Here is a 22,479-nt window from a genome sequence, read left to right as displayed (position 1 = left end):
TATTAAGTATAGGCTTTAGTTTATAATAAATTTATTGTAAATTAAAAGCCTATAAATTTTAAACAGGAGTAAATATGGAAAATATAACTGATGATATGATTCAAAATCTTTCACCATGGAATGACGGTATAAAACCCGGCGATATTACAAAGACTGTAAAAGAATCCGCTTGTGAGCAGGCTTATCAAGTCAGTCCGAGATATTTAAATGCAGCAGGCAGACTCTTTGGAGGAGATCTGCTCTCATGGATAGATCTTACAGGCGCTCTTGCCGCAAAGAGACATTGCAATATGCCTGTTTCCACTGTTGCCATTGACAATATACATTTTGCCAAACCCTTGCATCTTGGTGATATTGCCATTCTTATTTCAAATGTAACCCATGTTGGCAACAGTACTATGGAAGTCAGAGTAAACAGCTATGTTGAGGACCTTGCCACCGGTCACAGATCGCTTGTAAATACGGCATATCTGGTATATGTAGCATTAAAAGATGAAAAACCGTCAAGAGTACCGAGACTTATACCTGAAACCGATATAGAAAAACGTGAATGGTTTGCAGGTGAAAAAAGAAATGAGATAAGAAAGTCACGCAGAAAAGAGGGAATATAATGCAAAATTATATAAGAAGCGTCGGTTTTTCAATGTATAAAAAGAAGACGGAAGTCAGGGAACTGCTTGATAAAATTCAGAGAGAAAATATAGCCTCTGCAAAGATTATAGTCACTACTGAAAAAGAAAGACTCTGGGAGATACGAAAGAGTATCTCTCCTTCACTTGGACTTTGTATATTCGGTTATCTCGAGAATCTGGGTATCTTTGTCAGAGAAGGTTATTTTCCATATATTAAAAATACTGCTGTCACTTCTACTGCCAATTGCAGTATTGAAAGACATATCGACAGTATTGTTTATTCAGGTATGATTGATGATAACAGACTTGGTATGTCTTTGATATTCAGACTTTCAAACAGCTTTGACTATCTGGACAATATAAGTACAAGAATAAAGTCAACCGTTCTTTACGGATTCTGCGCAGACGGAAAAATCTTATTGCCGATAAAAAAGACCTTGGCACAGATGGAAGTCTCAAAGCAGAAACTTATGAACAGAAATATGCTTATAGAAGCAGCAAAACTTGGGGATGAAGCCGCTATAGATACCTTATCCACCGATGATTTAATCACATACACCACTTTAAACACAAGAATACAAAATGAAGACCTATACAGTATAGTAGATACTCTCTTTATGCCTTTCGGTATGGAAACCGATATGTACAGTATTATAGGCAATATTTTAGATATAAGTCAGGAAGAAAATTCCATTACCGGAGAAAGCGTTTTGCTTCTTAAAATAGAATCAAGTGATATTATATTTACAGTAGCTATAAAAAAGGATGATTTGCAGGGTGAAGCCCGAATAGGACGACGTTTTAAAGGCAATGTATGGCTGAATGGTAAAATAAATATTTAAATAAAAAAGGACTCCCGAAGGAGTCCCTTTTTTATACGCAGGTATTATAAATTACCTAGTATCCAAAGATACATCACTGTATAACCGATATAATACCCTTTGTTTTATTTTAAATTACTCGATGATAGATGCAACTCTACCTGAACCTACTGTTCTACCGCCCTCACGGATAGCGAATCTAAGACCCTGCTCACAAGCAACAGGATGGATAAGCTCGATAGTCATCTCTACATTATCACCAGGCATGCACATTTCTGTACCTGCAGGAAGGTGACAAACACCTGTAATATCTGTTGTTCTGAAGTAGAACTGTGGACGATAGTTATTGAAGAAAGGTGTATGACGTCCACCCTCGTCCTTTGTAAGAACGTAAACCTGAGCTGTAAACTTCTTATGGCAAGTTACTGAACCCGGCTTAGCAAGAACCTGACCTCTTTCGATCTCTGTTCTCTGAACACCTCTAAGAAGTGCACCTATGTTATCTCCGGCCTGAGCCTGATCAAGAAGCTTTCTGAACATCTCGATACCTGTAACAACTGTTGACTTCTTATCCTCATGGATACCAAGAATCTCTACTGTATCGTTAAGGTTAAGTGTACCTCTCTCTACTCTACCTGTAGCAACTGTACCACGACCTGTGATTGTAAATACGTCCTCAACAGGCATAAGGAATGGCTTATCTGTCTCTCTCTCAGGATCAGGAATGTAGCTGTCAACAGCATCCATAAGTGTCATGATCTTATCACCCCACTCACCGTTTGGATCCTCAAGAGCCTTAAGAGCTGAACCCTGAACGATAGGTGTATCATCACCAGGGAACTCATACTCGTTAAGAAGATCTCTGATCTCCATCTCTACGAGCTCAAGAAGCTCCTCATCGTCAACCATATCACACTTGTTCATGAATACAACGATATATGGAACACCTACCTGTCTTGAAAGAAGGATATGCTCTCTTGTCTGAGCCATAACACCGTCTGTAGCGGCAACAACAAGGATAGCTCCGTCCATCTGTGCAGCACCTGTGATCATGTTCTTTACATAGTCAGCGTGTCCCGGACAGTCAACGTGTGCATAGTGTCTCTTCTCTGTCTCATACTCGATATGAGATGTTGAAATTGTGATACCTCTCTCTTTCTCCTCAGGAGCCTTGTCGATCTTATCGAAATCAACGATCTTGTTTGTCTCTGAAGGTAATCTTGTAGCAAGAACCTTTGAGATAGCAGCTGTAAGAGTTGTTTTACCGTGATCTACGTGTCCGATTGTACCAATGTTAGCATGAGGCTTTGTTCTATCAAATTTTGACTTTGCCATTGTTAATTCCTCCTTGAATTAAACCTAAAATTAATAGTAAATTTTGTTATATTATATAGTATTAGCCGAAATTTATCAAGTTAATAAACTTTATCAACCCGGCTTTTTAAGATTTCTTATCATTAAGAACTTTTTCTTGAACAGACTTTGGAACCTGCTCATATTTTTCAAAGAACATAGAGTAGTTTCCACGACCCTGAGTTCTTGAACGAAGATCTGTTGAGTATCCGAACATCTCTGAAAGCGGAACATATGCATTTACCTGCTTACCGCTTGGGATATCCTCCATACCCTCTATACGACCTCTTCTTGAGTTGATATCACCGATAACATCACCCATATACTCCTCAGGCATTGTTACTTCTACCTTCATGATAGGCTCAAGAAGTACAGCACCCGCCTTGCTCATAGCATCCTTAAATGCCATAGAACCTGCTATATGGAATGCCATTTCTGATGAATCGACTTCATGGTATGAACCGTCATATACATTTGCATGTACACCGAGTACAGGGAATCCTCCAAGGATACCTGACTTTGTAGCCTCCTCGATACCTTCGCCGACTGCAGGTATATATTCCTTAGGAATAGCACCACCGACAACGGTTGATTCGAACTTGAATGTCTCTTCTCCGTTCGGATCCATAGGTTCAAACTTAACTTTACAGTGACCGTACTGACCACGTCCACCTGACTGTCTTGCATACTTGGAATCAACGTCAACAGCCTTAGTAAATGTTTCCTTATAAGCAACCTGTGGTGCACCTACATTTGCTTCTACATTAAACTCTCTAAGAAGTCTGTCTACGATAATCTCAAGGTGAAGCTCTCCCATACCTGATATAATGGTCTGTCCTGTTTCAGTATCTGTCTTAACTCTGAATGTAGGATCTTCCTCAGCCAACTTAGCAAGTGCATCAATCATCTTTGCCTGACCTGCCTTTGTCTTAGGCTCGATAGCGATATCGATAACCGGCTCAGGGAATTCCATTGACTCGAGTATTACAGGATGTTGCTCGTCACAGATTGTATCACCGGTTGTTGTAACCTTAAATCCTACTGCCGCTGCAATATCTCCTGAATAAACCTTGTCAATCTCTGTTCTCTTATTTGCATGCATCTGAAGGATACGACCGACTCTCTCCTTCTTACCCTTTGTAGCGTTGAGTACATATGAACCACCGTTAAGTGTTCCTGAGTAAACTCTGAAATATGCCAACTTTCCTACGAAAGGATCTGTCATAATCTTAAATGCCAAAGCTGAGAAAGGCTCATCATCTGATGAATGTCTCTCAATTTCATTACCGTCAAGGTCAACACCCTTAATTGCAGGGATGTCTGTCGGTGCAGGCATGAATTCAACTATAGCATCAATAAGCTTCTGAATACCTTTGTTACGATAAGCTGTACCGCAACATACAGGGATTGCTCTGTTCTCACAAGTTCCCTTTCTGAGTGCAGCCTTAAGCTGTTCTACTGAAGGCTCCTCACCCTCAAGGTACATCATAGTAAGTTCGTCATCAAGCTCACAAATCTTTTCAACAAGTTCCCCATGGTATAACTCAGCTTCGTCTTTTACCTCATCTGGTATATCAACGATAGATATGTCATCACCCTTGTCGTCATTGTAAATATAAGCTTTCATTTCGAAAAGATCTACAATTCCCTTGAAATCATCTTCTTTTCCGATAGGAATCTGAAGCATGATTGTATTTTTACCAAGTCTTGTGTGGATCTGCTCTACCGCCCCAAAGAAATCAGCTCCCATAACGTCCATCTTATTGATGAATGCCATTCTTGGTACATGGTATGTATCCGCCTGTCTCCAAACATTTTCAGACTGAGGCTCTACACCTTCTTTTGCAGAGAATACACCTACCGCACCGTCAAGTACACGAAGTGATCTCTCTACCTCTACTGTAAAGTCAACGTGTCCCGGAGTGTCGATAATGTTTATACGATTTTCCTTCTCACCCGGCTTTACTTTGTTAAATTCCTGTAATGTCCAGTGGCAAGTTGTAGCAGCTGAAGTAATTGTAATACCTCTCTCTGCTTCCTGCTCCATCCAGTCCATTGTAGCAGTACCCTCATGGGTATCACCGATCTTATAATTTACACCAGTATAATATAGGATACGCTCAGTAAGTGTGGTTTTACCGGCATCTATATGAGCCATGATACCAATATTTCTGGTTCTCTCTAAAGGATATTCTCTTCCAGCCAATTGGTTTCCTCCTATTAGAATCTATAATGAGCAAATGCCTTATTAGCCTCTGCCATCTTATGCATATCTTCTTTTCTCTTCACTGCAGCACCTGTGTTGTTTGCTGCGTCCATTATCTCATTTGCAAGACGATCGATCTGTGTCTTCTCGCCTCTTTTTCTTGAAAAGAATGTAAGCCATCTAAGAGCAAGAGCTTGTCTTCTTTCAGGTCTTACCTCGATAGGAACCTGATATGTAGCTCCACCGATTCTTCTCGCTTTTACCTCAAGTACAGGCATGATATTGTTCATAGCTTCCTCGAAAACCTCTACAGGATCCTTCCCTGTCTTATCGGAAACCTTATCAAATGCTCCGTACACAATCTTCTGTGCAACACCCTTTTTACCGTCTAACATGATAGTATTTACAAGTTTTGTAACTACCTTGTTATTGTATAAAGGATCTGCTAATACATCTCTTTTTAGTGTATGTCCTTTACGTGGCACGTTTCTTCCCTCCTTAATATTTAATTAGATCTTAGGTACTCGCTTTTTGCGTCCTCGTGCCTATATTTTTTGCAACCAACAAAAAATCGGCACTATCTAATTTGAAAGCTTTGCTTTCTTTTTAAAGACTAGCTTTTTTCTTATTTCTTATCTTTTGGTCTCTTAGCACCGTACTTTGAACGGGCCTGTTTTCTGTTAGCGACACCTGCAGTATCTAAAGTACCACGAATAATATGGTATCTTGTACCGGGTAAGTCCTTTACTCTACCTCCACGGATAAGCACAACGCTATGCTCCTGAAGGTTATGTCCCTCTCCCGGGATATAGCTTGTTACTTCGATTCCGTTAGAAAGACGAACTCTGGCAATCTTACGAAGCGCTGAGTTAGGCTTCTTAGGTGTTGCAGTCTTAACAGCTGTACAAACTCCTCTTTTCTGTGGTGAAGAGATATCTGTTGACTTCTTGTGAAGTGAGTTGAATCCCTTCTGAAGAGCAGGAGCTGTAGACTTTTTAACTGAAGTCTGTCTGCCTTTTCTAACTAACTGGTTAAATGTTGGCATTCCTTTTTCCTCCTTTTTTATTGGTTGCTTTACATTTTTGTTTTAGTGAACATCATCGCCTATTCACTATATGTGCAAATATCATCGCCTACTTACACAGTATTTAATTCTACTAAAATAAATCTGTATTGTCAATTGTATTTAACATTGATAAATCTGACTATTTTCTTACAATATAACAATAAGTCCCGACCTTTTTAGTCGGGACTCATTTAAAAGATTTAGTTTTTCTTATTCTTTACTCTTGCAAAAGCCGTCAAAGATAATGTAAGCATCAACAGATAAATATATATATTGTCTCTGTCCTCTGTCTTTGGTACAGGCAACTTTTCTCTTCCTACCGCACTTGTCTTTGCGGCAACCTGTCTATCTGCGGTTGCAGGCTGTGCATTTGGAATTTCTATAGGTTTAGCTTCCTGAGTTTCTTTCTTTACTCCTGAATCTATTAATTGTACTACCTTCTCTGCTCTTATATTTGCATTTGAGCTTCCGCTTCCGGAACCCCCTCTGCTTGAGTTGGATCTTGTCGCTATTGACGGTGTCGCTCTGTTCGGTCTTATGATGTAATCATTGTTTCTGTCTCCCGGTATTGTTACATTGCTTGGGGTTGCAGGTATCAATGGGTTCGGTATTATGATTACACTCGGATCCTTTAAGTATACATAGGTTACTTCCTGATCGTTTACTCTAAAGATTCCGTTTGTATCTCCTTCCGATCTTAAGAAGTGATAGCCGTTTATCTCTATTGCTCTTGTACTGTATGCTAAGCCAAGCTTTCTGTTTCCGTTTAATACATCATCTGCACTTAAGCTTCTTCCTGCCGGATCTACATAATGAATTGTTACATTTCCTGCATTCTTTCTTCTATATACATACACTACTGTCTGCTCATCTTCAATAAATACTCCGCTTGCATTTGTAGGCATACTTATCAGATCAAGGTTTTCTATTGTTTCTACATCTGTTGTATAGTTAAGACCAAGCTTTCCTGCTCCGTCTATTACCTTTGGTACCACCAGGTCTTCTCCGCTTTCCTCATCCACATAGAATACTTTAACGTTTCCTCCGTTCTTTCTTCTATATGTATAGGTTACTGTCTGTGGACTTGATGTTATTACTCCACTTGCATTTGCAGGCATACTTATAAGGTCATAGTGAGCTATTGTCTTTGCTGTTGTTGTATATGGAAGTCCTGCATTTTCAACTCCTGATATACTTTCACTGCTTGCAAGCTCTACTCCCGCCTCATCTACATATACGGCTTTTACTTCTCCTCCATCTTTTCTCTTATATACATAAGTTACATTCTGGCTTGAAGTTGTATATACTCCGTTTGCATTTGCAGGTAAAGTATATATCTCATAGTCCGGTATTGTAGCCATACTTGTACTGTATGCAAGGCCAAGCTTTCTGCTTCCGTCAAGTACTTCATTTCCTATAAGATCACTTCCATCATACTTTGATATATGATGGACTGTTACATCTCCCGCATTCTTTCTTGCATACTCATAGTTTACTGTCTGGGCTGTAACACTAAACACTCCTGTTGCATTTGCAGGTACTGTTATAAGATCGTATAGATTTATGTTTTCACTGTTTGTACTGTATGGTAAGCCAAGTTTTCTTGTTCCGTTAAGTATTGTAGAGGCATATAATACATTTCCTGTTCCAACCTCTATATGATTTACCGTCACATCTCCCGCATCTCTTCTTCTGTATACATATGATACCGTTACATTTGTATTTGAGAAGGTACCTGACTTATTTGCAGGTAAGGCTACCAAGTCATAGTCCGCAAAGTTCTTTACCTCCGTATCATATGGGAGACCAAGCATTCCGTCTCCGCTTTGTCCTACCGGGGCATGTAGGGCGCTTCCGTCCGCTTCATCAGTATATGTTGCTATTACATTTCCTGCATTCTCTCTCTGATAACGATAGGTTACTACTATCTCTGCTCCTGAACTGTATGTTCCTGTTGCATTTGCAGGCATAGCGCCTACAAGCTCATAGTTTGGCAAATCTGCGGTTGTCTTTGCTGATGTTGTATATGCAAGACCAAGTCTTCCTGTTCCGCTTAATACTTCATCAGGCGCAAGGCTTGCTCCTGTTATTGCATTTATATGCTTTACCCTTACATTTGCTGCATCTTTTCGCTTATATTTATATTCCACAAGCACACTTCCGGCTCCAAAAGTTCCGGATTTGTTTGCAGGCACCGCTATAAGATCATAGTTTGCAAAGCTCTTCTGATCTGTATCATAAGGTAATCCAAGCTTATTTGTACCGCTTTGTATCTCAGGGGCATGTAATACATCACCTGTTATATCGTCTACATAGGTTGCCTTTACATCACCTGCATCCTGCCTCTTATAAAGATATATTATCTCTACAGGGGTTGCCTGCTCTATATAGCTTCCTGTTACCGATACAGGAATTCCTGCTACCAACTCATAGTTTGGAAGTTCGGCCGCTGTCCTTGATCTTGTTGTATACGGAAGCCCGAGTTTTCCTGTTCCGTCTAATACCTCATTAGGATGAAGTACTGCATTACTTCCCTGCTCCAGATGCTTTACTATTACATTTGCGGCATTCTTTCTTCTATATACATAGGTTACTGTCTGCTCTGTTGTAGTAAAGGTTCCTGTTGCATTTGCAGGGTTTGCTGTTAACTCATAGTTTGCTACTGTTTTTGCTACTGTAGTATATGGGAGTCCAAGCTTTCCTGCTCCATTTTGTGTCTCTTCACTTGCAAGTACCGTATTTGTTGTATCCTCTAAATACTTTGCTACTACATTTCCCGCATCCTTTCTCTTATAGTAATAAGTTATGGTTATAGGTGCTGTAGTATATACTCCATTGTCATTGCTTGGCAAGTTTGTAGTATCAAGATCAAAGTTTGCTATAGTTTCTGCACTTTCTGAATATGGGAGGCCAAGCTTCTTTGTTCCGTCAAGTATCTTATCCGCATGTAACTGAGTATTTGTTCCTGTTTCCAAGTACTTTACTGTTATATTTCCTGCATTCTTTCTTCTATAGTAGTAGTCCACTGTCTGTGGTGCCACTGTGAAGGTTCCGTTCTTATTTGCCGGTTGGGCTACCAACTCATAATTATTTATGGTCTCTTCTGTTGTGGTATAAGCAAGTCCAAGCTTATTTGCTCCCGGCTGTACTACTGTTGTTGCAAGCTCTGTGGTAGTGTTCTCCTCATAGTGATGCACTGTCACATCTCCCGCAGCCTTTCTTACATAGTAGTAAGTTACTGTAGTATCTGTCAGTCCATACTCTCCGTTTGCATTTGTCGGAAGTGGAGTCTCCGCCTCATAGAAGTTATCTGTTACTGGGGCTGTTGTATATGGTGTGCCGTTTGGCTGTCTTGTTGTCACAGTCGGTGAAAGTTCGGTATTATCCTCCCTCTTTATATGCTTTACAACAAGATTTGTATATACGGACTTAAGTCCCAAGTTCTTTATTTTACTTGTATTTGTTCTTGTAAGAGGAACTTCAAGTTCTACCCAGTTTACATTCGGTACAGGTACCTGATTTTCCTTCATCTTTGACGGAAGACTTACTGTATTTGTAAAATCATTTCCTATAAGTGTTGCTGTACTTGCATTTAAAGGTCTGATAATATCTCCGGCTAAGGTCTCGATATATACCTTATAATCACCCTCTGTACTTATCTTATCTTTAAATGTATAGTTTCCGTCATTATCTGTAAGTATCGTATCTATAACAGTCTCAACACCGCCGTCTACCTTTACAAGTCTTACAGGTCTGTTTGCCGCTACAATATCTCCTGTATTGTAGCTACCATTTTCATCTACATCATAGTATGCCTTACCGGCTATGATGTATTTGTTTATAGTTACCTTTGAAATAAGTGACTCTGAAGCACCGTTTAGGTTGTTTCCATACCATGATGCTACTGAGTTATTTGCACTTGAGCCTGCTTCAAGTTCCTTTGTCTCAGGTATCTTCACTCTATAAGTGAATACATCTGTACTTCCCGGAACCAGCTGGTAGGTATTATCCATAACCGCCTTAAACATAGTAACTGCTGACCAGTCTGCTATAGCACCCGCCTGCACCCAGTTGGCTGCCGCATTTGCTTCAATAGTTCCTGCAGGGGCATCTGTAGAATAGTAAACTGTATATCCTGCAGGAGCAGTTACAGGTCCTTGCAAGATAGGATACATCTTTGAGCCTCTGGATATATAGTTTCCATGCTCATCTTTTACTATTTCCTTATCATTTTCATATGGGAATATATCCATTACATTGAGAGCTCTTGCATTATCTATGGAGTTATTCCATGCTGATAATTTATACTCTACTATATCTCCGCTCTCTGCATTGATAGCACTGTTATAATTTGTCTCTGTAGTAAGCTTTTGCTTCTTTGTTAAGATAACTGCTCTTGGCGGTATAAAGTTAAACTTAAAGCTCTGGTATGAAAGTCTGTCAGTAGTACTTCCGTTGTTATTAGCATCATACTTATCAAGGAAATCTACTGTTGAAGATGAATATACTGTATTTGTAGCAAAACCGCTTGCATCTGTTGAGTTATTATCCCATGTCATAAATGACTCTACAGTATGCTCGCCTTCTTCAAGGCTTGTAGTAGGCTTGAAGTTAAAATACAATCTATCTACACCGCTGAAGGTACTTGTTCTCTTTGGCAGTGTAAAATTATCCAAATCAAATATATATGCAGTCTTACCTGTACCCTTATAATTATCCACTCTCTGAGGTGTGGTATTTAGGGTAAATCTATATTGAGCCTGATAATTATGGTGCAATGCACTGTCAAACTCCAACTCCGGATCCACAAGAAATATAACCTTTGCATTTTGCACAGTTCTATCTGTACCGACAAATGCATCATAAACCGTATATACATGATAATTTATATTATCACCTAATTGAACATTTGTAAGAGAAGGATTACCATTGATATTCTGTGAGTGCTTATCCATTCTGATTTTTGCATAATCTCTTTGATAATGTCTCCTTATCACAGCGTATCTCATACTGTCTCCGGTATTTGAAAGAACCCTTCCTCTATTATATGCTGTATAGAGCTGTCCTGCAGCAAGTCTGTTTTCAATAGTTGTTACTGCCTGAGGAGTAAGTTTTGTCTCTAAAAATAAACCGACAGCGTTTTCTGCATAACCTGAAATAGTTATCTCATCATTAAAATCAAGTCTTACTGCTTTATAATGCTTTGCTGTCATAGAATGGTCGGTATCCCACTTAAAGTAATCAACCTTATTTGTTACAGGAGTATAATTTATATTGGTAGCAATAACTTCTTCACTGCCGTCATCATTTATTCCTATAAGCTTATTTTGATTTAACTTTGCAAGATTTGCCGCATCAAACATTGATTCCCAAACTCTGAAACCATAACCGGTAAAATCCACCATTTCATTAGGGGTATCAAGTATTGATTTAAAATTTACTGTTGATCCTGTAACAGGAGTAGCACCCCAATACTGTGATACATTTATCATCCATTTGTTTTTACCGTCATTATCTCCCAAGTGTACATATCTGTCACCTGCATTATTCTGGCCGTTTGAATCTGTTTCAGGTAATATATTCCATTTAAACATATAAAGTTTTTGAGAGTATCTATAGGATTTATAAATCCTTGATTTTCTTTCAGTACTCATATCCACAGTACCGTCATCATTTATAAGATAATTTGTCTGTGGTATATAAATAGTTGTATAATTAGATGCACTTACACTTTGAGTACCATTATGTTTTGCGGTAAACTTTGTAAAATAGCTTATTGCACCATTTGGCATATCTATATCTTTTGTAATTGTGTGAGCCACAGGATTATAAGTCCAGTCTGCATTATCAGGCAAACTTGGATCCCATATGATACTTGATGGCAAAGTAAGAATCGTTCTGGTCTTTCTTCTATCTGCACCATAGTTACTGGCTGTTATCTCTGTATCATGTACATGCTTAGTACCATTTTGTGCATATGAATACCAAGTATCTGTAAATCCGTTCTTTATATGTGTATGACTTGCATCCGTCTCATCATCGGATATGATTACATTTGTATCTGTTCCACCTCTACTCCAACCTCTAATAGTTCCATCATCAGGACTGTTTACACCCATAACATAGGTTTCCGCAGTAATTTGCTTTGTGTTATTTGCAAGCTCCACACCATCCTTTGTAAAAAGTCTGGTCTCTATAGTAGCTGTCTCACCATTTGCAAACTTACGACTTGTCATAGTTGCTCTGAAAGGATTTGATACCATCGGTCCCGGCGCAAGTAAATTATATGTAACTTTTATTTTCCAATATGTAGCATCCCATGTCACAGACACATTCTTTATCGTAGGAGAGCCTGAGACATCTGTAGGTCTTGGCTGATTGAACTCACTTCTTTTTAAATATATTATTGAATATGGTTCCGTATAATTATCACTTGATACAGTCACATTCAAATAATACGATTCCGGCTTTCCAGGAAGGGAAACTGTTTGACCGGCGTCAACATACGATATGTCCGTAGTTGCAGCAGTTCCTCCTCCGGTTGCCAATGCTTCAATAGCTAAGAATTTCGACATAAAAACCAGAATCATTAATAACGTAAATAATATTATATTTACTTTTTTACTAATTCTAAACAAAATACACCTCCATAAGTTTTTCTTTTATCACTCTATATTTTCCAATCACCAAGTATAAATACTGAGTCTTTTGCATTAAATAAAGAGCTACATTTCCATAAATATGCATATAATATGTAACTCTTTAAAACACTTCTTTACTTATATAGCATAACATTTTAAAAACTTTAATTCTATGTTTTTCTTTTAGTTTAATTAATTTTGGCAAATCGCATTATTTATATAAAAAACCTCAAATATTTTTTATCCGAGGTTTTTACAAATAATCATATAATCTTTTTGTGATGATTTTCTATTCTTGCATTTATATAATACTGAAAGTTTTTATCAAATCAATATTCATCTTTACTTTTGTGTACAGAATAATTTTATTTTTAATATTAATCATATTATTAAATATAGCTGAAATGTAAAGTTTAATTAAATTTAAAAAAGTACGATTATATAAGTTACATTTAGTACTACAGAAGCAAGTAAATATAACATTTGTAGTACTAAAATGATGCAATAAGTGTTATTGAAGACAGTTTAGGTGTATAGATGCAATTTTTTGGCATCATAAATAAGTGGACTTTAATCTAAATTTTTTAAGTGTAGGACTAATTTCCCTTGTAAAATACCATTATGAGACACCCTGACAGCTACCAATAACTAGAGTTGTCTATTTTTTAGAAGATATGGTTTTAAAACAATCCTATCTTTTTCTATTTCCTTGATACCATATGCTATAAGTTTTTCATAGATGTCAGGACACATAAAGGAAGCAACCTCTAAAGGACTCTTGCCATCAAATTTTTCAACATGTACAGAATTTATATGGCTTATAACAAGGTTAAGGGAGTTTTGATTGATTAAGCCAATAGACGTCAAGTCTGTTTGCTTTGGAAGTATGTAAGTTATTACATTCAAGAGGCATACTACATCTGTGAGTTAACTTACGATGCAATTTAATTTCTTTACAAACAGTGGACTTATTTTTACCTATAGTTTTAGCAATAGCAGTTTTAGTGGAACCATTAGTTATGCCGGAGAGTATAATGTGTCTATCTTCAAGTGTTAAGTGATAAAAATGATTTAAAAATTTTATATTTACCTACCTTTCCGGTAGCTATCTTGCATAAAGTGTACTACTAAATACAACTATTGTAATAGTGGAAATAAACTTTTCACCCTAGGTTTTATTTAAAATGTCAACTCGATTTTATTTTAAGTGTCAAGCATAAATGATTATGTCCCAAAAAAAATATTTTATAAGCCCCACAAAAGGGGCTTTTGTCATGCGCTTTTTAAGTCTTCTTCAATTCTATGTGGCTGAGAATGTGCGAATTTATTAAAGGCATTTAATCTCCAAGGATGGTTCATCGGAGGAATATAAGGCTTTCTATGCTTAGTCTGTTTGTAGTCAGCATCCAAGTCCTTAGATTTATGTTTATGAGCCGGTATTTCTTCCAGAGCGTAAATATCTTTGTCATTTACGCACGCAAACATAGACCTATCAAATGCTTTGATAAGCATAACCTTGGTACCTTTTCGATAATGGGTCTGCATTCCTTTATTATCTATCATCTTATAAAATTTCTTCTCGAATTGAATCGCATGTCCGGCATCAACAGTTCTCTCGGTTAAAACCGCCAAAGTAAGATTTATTTTTTCTTTAGACGGTTGCTTTTCAAAGACAGATTTGATACCATTACGTGGAAGTGAGAACTTCTCATTGAATTCTTTTATGTAGAGGTAAAGGAATTCATTGGCATTATTGATGTCGGTTACGCCTGCGAGTCTAAACTCAATAGGCAGGCGTGACTGTAAGGTTTGATTCAATCGTTCTATGCGTCCTTTAGCCTGTGGTACGCTGCTTGATTCAAGTTGTATACCAAGTTGCTTGCAGGCGTAAGCGAACTGTGTATAGGTGTCTTTGTCGTCAGATAAGGCACCTTTTTTCTTGTATGTAAATACAGTTCGTTTATCAGTAAGAAACTTATAGGGAATACCATAATCAGTAAGAATCTGTTCAAACACATGGTAGTAGCCGTTAAGAGTCTCTTGAGTATCAAACCATGCACCCGTAACAACACCTGAGGCATCATCAATGGCCAAATGTAGATGCCATATCTGTCCGGGCACCCATTCATAAGGTGTAGCATCCATTTGAAGCAATTCGCCGAAATAAGCACATCTTGGACGACGACTGTGAGCATCTTCAACTGCTACTAAGTTAGCTTGTATCTGTGATAATTCCTTTTTTGATGTTGCAGCTTGCTTCTTGGCTCTGAGAGCCTGCTTAATGCGTCTACGCTTAGCTTTTGTAGCCTTTGGAGATAGAATGTACTCTGACTCCAAAATACTCATTACAGAGGAAGAAGAGATGCTTATACCCTCATGCTTTTTAAGAAGCTCCGTATAGTGTTCAAAGTTAGCCTCGTAGTATTTAGTTCTGTATAGATCAATAACCTGACTTCTGACATCAGGACGGATAGTGGTGGCAGGCTTCTTACCTCTGTTACCATGGATAAAGAATGCCTTACCATCTTTAATATAACCTTGTATCATACGGTTTATATGCCTCTTGGTGCATCCTAGGATAAGAGCAGCTCTATCCTTATTAGCTGTATCCGGGTGATCTACCAGCCCTTTAATAACCTCATATTTTCTTTGTTCATTCATTGATAAAATAACCTTTCTGATAAGTCAGTCCCTCCTAGTGTTAGAATATACAAAATACTATTCTACCATAAGTGGGACATTTTTATTTGTGGTATACCAGGACTTTATCATTTATGGCTTATAAAAATGTCAACTCGATTTTATTTTAAGTTGACATTTGTTTGATTTTATAATATTATTCTCTTATATTTTATTTTTACAGTAGGAGATTTTTATGGAAAAGACTATTACAATAAAAAAAATGGCCATAATATCGCTTATGGCAGCAATACTATGTATTTTATCACCTATTTCCGTACCTATATTTATAAGTCCGGTACCTATTTCTTTGGGTGTACTTGCAATTTATCTGACTGCATATGTGCTTGAACCTGTGGAAGCACTTATATCGGTAGTTATATTTTTATTACTTGGTATATTCGGTTTACCTGTATTTTCAGGATATTCAGGCGGTATAGGCAAAGTACTCGGACCTACAGGTGGATATATTATCGGATTTTTATTTACCGTATATGCAAGTTCTGTTTTTATTCATTTAAAAAAGGGTATTGCCTTTGATATTATAGGAATGATCATTGGACTTGGAATTTGTTATTTCCTTGGTACAATGTGGTTTTCATTACAGCAGGGAAAGGGATTTATAGCTTCACTATTATTATGCGTAGTACCTTTTTTAATAGGAGATGCAATAAAAATTGTTGTTGCAGCTATTATAGGACCTGAAATAAGTAAAAGATTAAATAAAGTAAATATATAAAATAACGGCTATGAAAATTATTTTTCATAGCCGTTATTTTATCTTTCTCTGTAGCCCAAAGCCTGCTCCAATACTATTTTTTCTTCATCTGTAAGTACCTGATCTGTCTGACCGTTTTCAACTATTTTTATATAATTAAAAGTAGTCTCTCTGGAGTGAATACTGTTTATTATATATCCGGAATTTCTGTAATCCAAAAGACAGAGTGCAAAACTTAATTTTCCACCCATTCCTTCAAATGCGTCATATTTCAATATTCCTATTTTTTGCAGACAGTTTCTTTCAAGTATGTTTAGCTCCCTGATGGCATCTCTGTTTAATCTGCTTTCGCTTTTTAAACTACGTATATCTTTTCTAAGCAGAATTATAATATCCTCAAGATTCTTTGCAGATTTGCCTGCCATAAAATTATCATAACTCTTGAAAAGTCTTCTGTACTTTACTCTATGTTTTACCATAGATATAAATAATATAAAGTTAAAAATAGCTACCACCAGGATAAAGCCAAACAAAACCCTATTATCAATTGTCAAATTTATCATCTTTTTATCCTAATGTCTTAAAAATATCCATTATTCTATCAAGCTCCACTTGAGAATAATATTCTATTTCAATTCTTCCCTTATTTTTATCTTTCTGATTTATATGTACCTTAGTTCCAAGAACACCCTGAATACTGTCTTCATACTCCTTATAAAATAAAGATAAATCTCTTGCAGTATCATCATCCCCATTACTTAACTCTTCAAGATCCACCTTTTTCTTTTTTGACAAAGCCTTTGCAGCTTTTTCAGTATCTCTTACACTGAGACTTCTCTTAATTATATCCAGAGCAAGCAATTCTCTTTTCCCTTCATCCTCAAGACTTAACAAAGCCCTTGCATGCCCTGAAGATATCTGACCGTCAATCATATACTGCTGTATATTTTTACTGAGTTTCAAAAGTCTTAGAGAGTTGGTAATAGTAGAGCGATTTTTTGCCACCTTATCTGATAATTCTTCCTGAGTTAAATTATATTCCTCAATCAAACTTTTATATGCCAAAGCTTCTTCAATAGGATTTAAATCAGTTCGCTGAATATTCTCTATGATAGCAATTTCCTTAGCCTTTTGCTCATCATAATCTCTTACAACTACCGGAACTTCTGAAAGTCCTGCCGCTTGTGCGGCTCTCCATCTCCTTTCACCGGCAACTATTTCATATCTGTTTCCTACTTTTTTTACCAAAATAGGCTGTAATACTCCATATTGTTTAACTGAATTTGCAAGTTCATCAAGGCTTTCCTTATCAAACATCTTTCTGGGCTGATTTCTGTTCGGCTCTACCAATGAGATTTTTACCATTAACTCACCGGCACCTTTACCTTCTTCTTCTATATTTCTGTCCGTTGTTTCGTCAATAGCCGCTTTGGTTCCGTTGATATTTCTAAGAAGAGCATCAGCTCCCTTTCCAAGTGCCATTCTCTTTGCCATTTTTACCTCCCACTTTTACTTAGTACTTCTGATGCCAACATTCTATATGCCTGTGCTCCTGTTGAAGTAGTGTCATATTCTGTTATTGGCATACCGAAGCTGGGAGCCTCCGCCAATTTAACATTTCTCGGTATTATAGTTTCAAAAATATTCTCATCAGATATAACACTCTTAACACCTTCTATAACCTGTCCGCTTAAGTTATTTCTTGCATCATACATTGTAAATACAATACCTTCAATTTCAAGAGTAGGATTAAGTCTTTCTCTTATAAGATTTACAGTTCTAAGCATCTGATTTAATCCTTCAAGAGCGTAATATTCACATTGAATAGGAATAATTACACTGTCAGACGCCATAAAAGCATTTATAGTCAAAAGACTCAAACTTGGTGGACAGTCAATCAATATATAATCATACTGCTTATATATTTCACCTATTTTTCTTCTTAAAGTTCTTTCTCTGTCTTCAAGTTCCAAAAGTTCAATTTCTGCACCGGATAAATCTACATTACTTGGGATAATATCAAGATTTTCCACCTCGGTATTTAGTATGGTATCATTTATGTCTTCATTACCTATAATAACCTCATATATAGTCTTTTCCGTATTTAATTTATCTATTCCAAGTCCACTTGATAAATTCCCCTGTGGATCAAAATCTATTGCCAAAACACTTTGCCCTGCCTCCGCTAAAGCAGCTGAAAGATTAACAGCGGTAGTTGTTTTACCTACACCACCTTTTTGATTTGCAAATGAAATAATTTTTGTCATAATATCATTCAAGCAATTGCTTGTCCTTTCTATATTTATGTTTCCCGTGAAACATTTTTATTTTTATTATTTTCGTTCTTTATTTTGTCCGAAAAGAGCTTATATATTTCCTTGTCTTTTTCGAATTTCCACTATAATATCTTTTTAAATAAATGTTTCCCGTGAAACATTCTCTATAGATATATATTCAAAGCTTTTAAAAATTCCTTTTCATTCTCTATGTGGGGATATTTCTTGGAATCATCTATTATCACAGCTTCAATAGCAGGATTTATCTTTACATATTCTTTGGTTATATCCGAAGAATCTCTATTAAATCTGCCCTCAAATATTATAATACTGTTATCTATTTGAGATAATTCAAACTTTATGTTATTCTTAGTATAGAAACATACCAGACTTGAATATAGTGATTTTGGAGACAAACCTCTATGTGCAGCTTCATAACATTTATCCAACATATCATCTGTAAATTTTTCTTTTTTATAGAAGTCCTGCTTTATATTATGTTTTATATTGATTTTGTATACCGCTATATTATATAGTAGAGTTCCTAAAATCGATGTACAGAGTATTGCCTTATATGTTCTGGCCCTTTTTCCCGGTATAAGATGACCGTTTGACAATTTTTCAGGTGAAACAAGTATTATTTTCTCAAATAATGTGCTGTCATTATCACATGCTGAAATAACAAAAGAAGAGCTGTTTCCACTGGTTATTACTGTTGTCCTTTTACCTATAACCACCTTTATAAAATCAGAAATTAACTGAGAAAATATATGATTTGTATATGTCATAAAAGGCTTCTCAGAAAGGCCGCAACCAATCAAATCAATAGTATATACAGTATGTGTTTTCGCAAGATTATCTATCACCTTGAACCATTCCTCAGATGACGATGCCACCTCCAAAGAGTGTACAAGCAGAATAGGATTACCATGCCCTTTTTTTCTGTATTTTATATTTCCAAATCTCCATTCAAACTCTTTTGTTTTATCTTTCTCAAGAAGATTTTTTGAAACTGCATGAATTTTTGTAATTTTATTTAATAATGATACACCTATCAATGTAGAGGATGAAATCACCATAGCAGTCAAAATTTTTAGGTATTTTTTCACTTTTTAAACCCCTTATTTTATAGAATAATATAAGCACAACACATAAATTCTGTACTTACATTCATTCGATATTGTAATTACTTTTATATTTTATCATACTAGTATTTTCTAATCAATGCGATACAGTTAAAATAAATTTATTATTTTTCAATGTTTCATGTGAAACAAATTGTTTGATTATTTATAATTATATATCAGCAATTCTATATAAATCTATATTTACTTATATAACTGTAATTTGCTCATGTTAAAAAATACATTGTTATAATAATATATGCATATTAAAAAAATCCATACGGTGATGTTTCACATGAAACATTACTGTATGGATAAAATATGTTTCATGTGAAACATATTTTTACTTTATAGGTTCCTTGGTCGGTAAACCTGCTTTTCTGGGATACTTATTAGGTGTGGATTTAATTTTCTTTATATCAATTAAAATTCTTTCACCATATTCGCCCAACTCAAACTTTTCAATATTTCCTATTTCCCCGCCAAGCACTTTTATTGCCTTTTGTGCTTCAGCTATTTCTACTTCATATCCCTTTGATTTGTATGATATAAAACTTCCGCCGTTCTTTACCAGAGGTAAACAATATTCTGAAAGTGATGCCAGATTTGCAACGGCTCTGGATACACATATATCAAATTTCTCTCTGTAGTCTTTATTTCTGTCTATATCCTCAGCTCTTGAATGTATTGCATTAACATTTTTGATATCCAAAATATCACAGGTTTCTTTTATAAATTTTATTCTCTTATTTAAACTGTCTATCAAGGTAAGATTAAGATTCGGATACACTATAGCCAAAGGTATTCCGGGAAAACCTGCACCTGTTCCCAGATCGGCTATATTATAGTTATTACTGCCAAGGTCTTTTACTATTTTTTCCAAAGCAATACTGTCTATAAAATGCTTATATGTAAACTCCTTGATTTCTGTTATTGAAGTAAGATTCATAACCTTATTTTTCTCTACCAAAATCTCATAGAATTTATACAGTTTTTCTTTTTTTTCATCAGATATATCTACATCCGGAATATTGCTTTCTGATAAGTATTTTACCATATCATTATACATTCTTTTTCTCCTTATAGGTCTCTAAATATACCAATAGTACGGTTATATCTGCAGGTGATACTCCCGATATTCTTGATGCCTGACCGATAGAGCTTGGTCTTACTTTACTTAGCTTTTGTACCGCCTCTATTCTAAGACTGTTTACATTATTATAGTCTATATCTACAGGTATTTTCTTGTTTTCAAGTTTTTTAAACTGCTTTACCTGTGATTCCTGCCTTTTTATATAGCCCTCATATTTTATATTTATATTTACCTGATCCCTGACTTCTTTTCTAAGTTCTTTTCTATTCTCATCAAGTTCTTTTGTAATATCGTAATTTAACTCAGGCCTTCTTATTATTTCTGCCAAGTTTGCCGAAGTTTGAAGCGGTGTGGATCCGTTTCTTACTAAAAATTCCTGTACTGTAGCATTTGCTCCTATATGTATATTTTTAAGTCTTTCAATTTCCTCATCTATCTGTCTTTCTTTTTCAAGAAGTCTTTGATATCTTTCCTTAGATATAAGTCCTACTTCATAGCCTATTTTTGAAAGTCTGATATCAGCGTTATCCTGTCTTAAAAGAAGTCTGTATTCAGATCTTGATGTCATCATTCTATATGGCTCATGACTTTCTTTTGTAACAAGATCATCTATAAGTACACCTATATACCCTTGATCTCTACCTATTACAACCGGTTCTTTTCCCATAACTTTCATGGCTGCATTTATACCTGCCATAAGTCCCTGAACAGCAGCCTCTTCATATCCTGAACTACCGTTAAACTGACCTGCTGCAAACAAACCTTCAATAGCTCTAAATTCCAAGCTGTCTTTTAGCTGTCTGGCATCTATGCAATCATATTCAATTGCATATCCGTTTCTTACTATTTCCGCATTTTCAAAACCTTCTATACTTCTGATCATTGCATACTGTACATCTTCAGGCAGAGAGCTTGACAGTCCTGACAGATACATTTCATTTGTATAAAGTCCTTCCGGCTCTACAAAAATTTGATGTCTGTCTTTTTCAGGGAATTTTACAACTTTATCCTCTATGGAAGGACAATATCTTGGGCCTGTTCCTTTTATAGCACCTGAAAACAATGGTGATCTGTCTATATTTTCTCTTATTATTTCATGAGTCTTTTCACCGGTATAAGCAAGATAGCATTTAACCTGTTCTTTTTGTACACTGTCAGGATCTGTTTCAAAAGAGAAAGGTACTACCGGATCATCTCCATATTGCTCCTGCATCACACTGTAATCTATAGTTCTACCGTCAACTCTGGCAGGAGTACCTGTTTTAAATCTGTTTAAATCAATACCATATTCTAAAAGAGAGGATGTGAGATGATTTGCCGATTTTAGACCGTTCGGTCCTGTATATTCAGCCACCTCGCCATATATACATCTTGCATTCAAATATGTACCTGTCGCCAAAATGACCGCTTTAGCAAAGTACTTACTTCCTGATACGGTTTCAACACCTTTACATATATTATCCTCAATTATAAGCTTTGTTATCTCTTTTTGACATATAGTAAGATTTGGAGTATTCTCCAAGGTTTTTCTCATTTCTTTGGAATATTCCTGCTTGTCAGCCTGCGCTCTGAGAGAGTGCACTGCAGGACCCTTTGATGCATTCAACATCTTTGACTGTATAAATGTTTTATCAATACATTTCCCCATTTCTCCGCCAAGTGCATCAAGTTCTCTTACAAGGTGTCCTTTTGAACTCCCACCTATATTTGGATTACATGGCATCAAAGCTATTGAATCCACGCTTACTGTAAATATCACTGTCTTTAGTCCAAGTCTTGCACTTGCAAGTGCCGCCTCACATCCTGCATGGCCTGCTCCAACTACTACAATATCATATACTTTTTCTATTATATTCATTAACTACCTCTA

General features: G+C 36.3%; 16 protein-coding genes. 3 read left to right on the top strand and 13 right to left on the bottom strand.

Features of this window, described 5'->3' with window-relative positions; all coding sequences use genetic code 11:
- The first annotated feature begins 74 nt into the window (after positions 1–74).
- Together EHV10_RS13685 and EHV10_RS13680 are read left to right on the top strand one after the other, a co-directional pair.
- Positions 75–611: an acyl-CoA thioesterase gene (locus EHV10_RS13685; protein ID WP_007594886.1), complete on the top strand. Its 537-nt coding sequence runs from the start codon at positions 75–77 to the stop codon at positions 609–611.
- A complete protein-coding gene (locus EHV10_RS13680; protein WP_128675129.1) occupies positions 611–1,474 on the top strand; it encodes a DUF3881 family protein in 864 nt (287 codons plus the stop codon). Before EHV10_RS13685 ends, EHV10_RS13680 begins: the two co-directional genes overlap by 1 nt.
- A gap of 114 nt (positions 1,475–1,588) precedes the next feature.
- Here the strand turns inward: EHV10_RS13680 and tuf are convergent, their stop codons facing one another.
- The 7 genes from tuf to EHV10_RS13640 all read right to left on the bottom strand — a co-directional run bounded on the left by tuf (position 1,589) and on the right by EHV10_RS13640 (position 15,380).
- A complete protein-coding gene (tuf, locus tag EHV10_RS13675) occupies positions 1,589–2,788 on the bottom strand; it encodes an elongation factor Tu (protein ID WP_128675128.1) in 1,200 nt (399 codons plus the stop codon).
- A 106-nt stretch (positions 2,789–2,894) separates the two neighbouring features.
- Complete coding sequence (fusA, locus tag EHV10_RS13670) at positions 2,895–5,012, bottom strand: elongation factor G (protein ID WP_128675127.1); 2,118 nt, start codon at positions 5,010–5,012, stop codon at positions 2,895–2,897.
- Between the two features lie 14 nt (positions 5,013–5,026).
- Positions 5,027–5,497 carry a 30S ribosomal protein S7 gene (gene rpsG / locus EHV10_RS13665; protein WP_007594900.1) on the bottom strand — a complete coding sequence of 157 codons (471 nt, stop codon included), beginning with the start codon at positions 5,495–5,497 and terminating at the stop codon, positions 5,027–5,029.
- Positions 5,498–5,637: 140 nt separating this feature from the next.
- Positions 5,638–6,057: a 30S ribosomal protein S12 gene (gene rpsL, locus EHV10_RS13660; RefSeq protein WP_007594901.1), complete on the bottom strand. Its 420-nt coding sequence runs from the start codon at positions 6,055–6,057 to the stop codon at positions 5,638–5,640.
- Positions 6,058–6,278: 221 nt separating this feature from the next.
- Positions 6,279–12,716: a MucBP domain-containing protein gene (locus EHV10_RS13655; protein ID WP_128675126.1), complete on the bottom strand. Its 6,438-nt coding sequence runs from the start codon at positions 12,714–12,716 to the stop codon at positions 6,279–6,281.
- An 832-nt stretch (positions 12,717–13,548) separates the two neighbouring features.
- Positions 13,549–13,803, bottom strand: a complete 255-nt coding sequence (locus EHV10_RS15585; RefSeq protein WP_279221846.1) for a helix-turn-helix domain-containing protein — start codon at positions 13,801–13,803, stop codon at positions 13,549–13,551.
- Between the two features lie 188 nt (positions 13,804–13,991).
- Entirely contained in the window at positions 13,992–15,380 is a 1,389-nt protein-coding gene (locus EHV10_RS13640) for an ISNCY family transposase (RefSeq protein ID WP_128675124.1), read from the bottom strand.
- 214 nt (positions 15,381–15,594) lie between these two features.
- Between EHV10_RS13640 and EHV10_RS13635 the strand changes: the two genes are divergently transcribed.
- Positions 15,595–16,137: a biotin transporter BioY gene (locus EHV10_RS13635; protein WP_128675123.1), complete on the top strand. Its 543-nt coding sequence runs from the start codon at positions 15,595–15,597 to the stop codon at positions 16,135–16,137.
- A 38-nt stretch (positions 16,138–16,175) separates the two neighbouring features.
- Here EHV10_RS13635 and EHV10_RS13630 read toward each other — a convergent pair whose 3' ends face one another.
- From EHV10_RS13630 to mnmG, 6 genes are all read right to left on the bottom strand, one after another.
- Positions 16,176–16,679 carry a DUF4446 family protein gene (locus EHV10_RS13630; RefSeq protein WP_128675122.1) on the bottom strand — a complete coding sequence of 168 codons (504 nt, stop codon included), beginning with the start codon at positions 16,677–16,679 and terminating at the stop codon, positions 16,176–16,178.
- Positions 16,680–16,683: 4 nt separating this feature from the next.
- Positions 16,684–17,610, bottom strand: a complete 927-nt coding sequence (locus EHV10_RS13625) for a ParB/RepB/Spo0J family partition protein (protein ID WP_128675121.1) — start codon at positions 17,608–17,610, stop codon at positions 16,684–16,686.
- 2 nt (positions 17,611–17,612) lie between these two features.
- On the bottom strand, positions 17,613–18,383 hold the full coding sequence (locus tag EHV10_RS13620) for a ParA family protein (RefSeq protein ID WP_128675120.1): 771 nt from the start codon (positions 18,381–18,383) through the stop codon (positions 17,613–17,615).
- Positions 18,384–18,556: 173 nt separating this feature from the next.
- Positions 18,557–19,501, bottom strand: coding sequence for an alpha/beta hydrolase (locus EHV10_RS13615; RefSeq protein WP_243116146.1), 945 nt, complete (start codon positions 19,499–19,501; stop codon positions 18,557–18,559).
- 358 nt (positions 19,502–19,859) lie between these two features.
- Positions 19,860–20,585 carry a 16S rRNA (guanine(527)-N(7))-methyltransferase RsmG gene (gene rsmG / locus EHV10_RS13610; protein WP_128675119.1) on the bottom strand — a complete coding sequence of 242 codons (726 nt, stop codon included), beginning with the start codon at positions 20,583–20,585 and terminating at the stop codon, positions 19,860–19,862.
- A complete protein-coding gene (gene mnmG / locus EHV10_RS13605; RefSeq protein WP_128675118.1) occupies positions 20,578–22,467 on the bottom strand; it encodes a tRNA uridine-5-carboxymethylaminomethyl(34) synthesis enzyme MnmG in 1,890 nt (629 codons plus the stop codon). Before mnmG ends, rsmG begins: the two co-directional genes overlap by 8 nt.
- Between the last annotated feature and the right edge of the window lie 12 nt (positions 22,468–22,479).

It is taken from the genome of Lachnoanaerobaculum gingivalis, assembly GCF_003862475.1.
In the GTDB taxonomy this organism is placed as follows: domain Bacteria; phylum Bacillota; class Clostridia; order Lachnospirales; family Lachnospiraceae; genus Lachnoanaerobaculum; species Lachnoanaerobaculum gingivalis.
The sequence above is the reverse complement of the archived record's forward strand: the minus strand, read 5'-3'. Positions and strand labels throughout refer to the sequence as shown.

Excerpts from the sequence above, each read along its gene's own strand:
- EHV10_RS13625 (WP_128675121.1), bottom strand. The coding sequence starts at position 17,610 with ATGGCAAAGAGAATGGCACTTGGAAAGGGAGCTGATGCTCTTCTTAGA.
- tuf (WP_128675128.1), bottom strand. The coding sequence starts at position 2,788 with ATGGCAAAGTCAAAATTTGATAGAACAAAGCCTCATGCTAACATTGGT.
- rpsL (WP_007594901.1), bottom strand. The coding sequence starts at position 6,057 with ATGCCAACATTTAACCAGTTAGTTAGAAAAGGCAGACAGACTTCAGTT.
- EHV10_RS13635 (WP_128675123.1), top strand. The coding sequence starts at position 15,595 with ATGGAAAAGACTATTACAATAAAAAAAATGGCCATAATATCGCTTATG.
- EHV10_RS13620 (WP_128675120.1), bottom strand. The coding sequence starts at position 18,383 with ATGACAAAAATTATTTCATTTGCAAATCAAAAAGGTGGTGTAGGTAAA.
- rsmG (WP_128675119.1), bottom strand. The coding sequence starts at position 20,585 with ATGTATAATGATATGGTAAAATACTTATCAGAAAGCAATATTCCGGAT.
- EHV10_RS13640 (WP_128675124.1), bottom strand. The coding sequence starts at position 15,380 with ATGAATGAACAAAGAAAATATGAGGTTATTAAAGGGCTGGTAGATCAC.
- mnmG (WP_128675118.1), bottom strand. The coding sequence starts at position 22,467 with ATGAATATAATAGAAAAAGTATATGATATTGTAGTAGTTGGAGCAGGC.
- EHV10_RS13680 (WP_128675129.1), top strand. The coding sequence starts at position 611 with ATGCAAAATTATATAAGAAGCGTCGGTTTTTCAATGTATAAAAAGAAG.
- EHV10_RS13685 (WP_007594886.1), top strand. The coding sequence starts at position 75 with ATGGAAAATATAACTGATGATATGATTCAAAATCTTTCACCATGGAAT.
- EHV10_RS13630 (WP_128675122.1), bottom strand. The coding sequence starts at position 16,679 with ATGATAAATTTGACAATTGATAATAGGGTTTTGTTTGGCTTTATCCTG.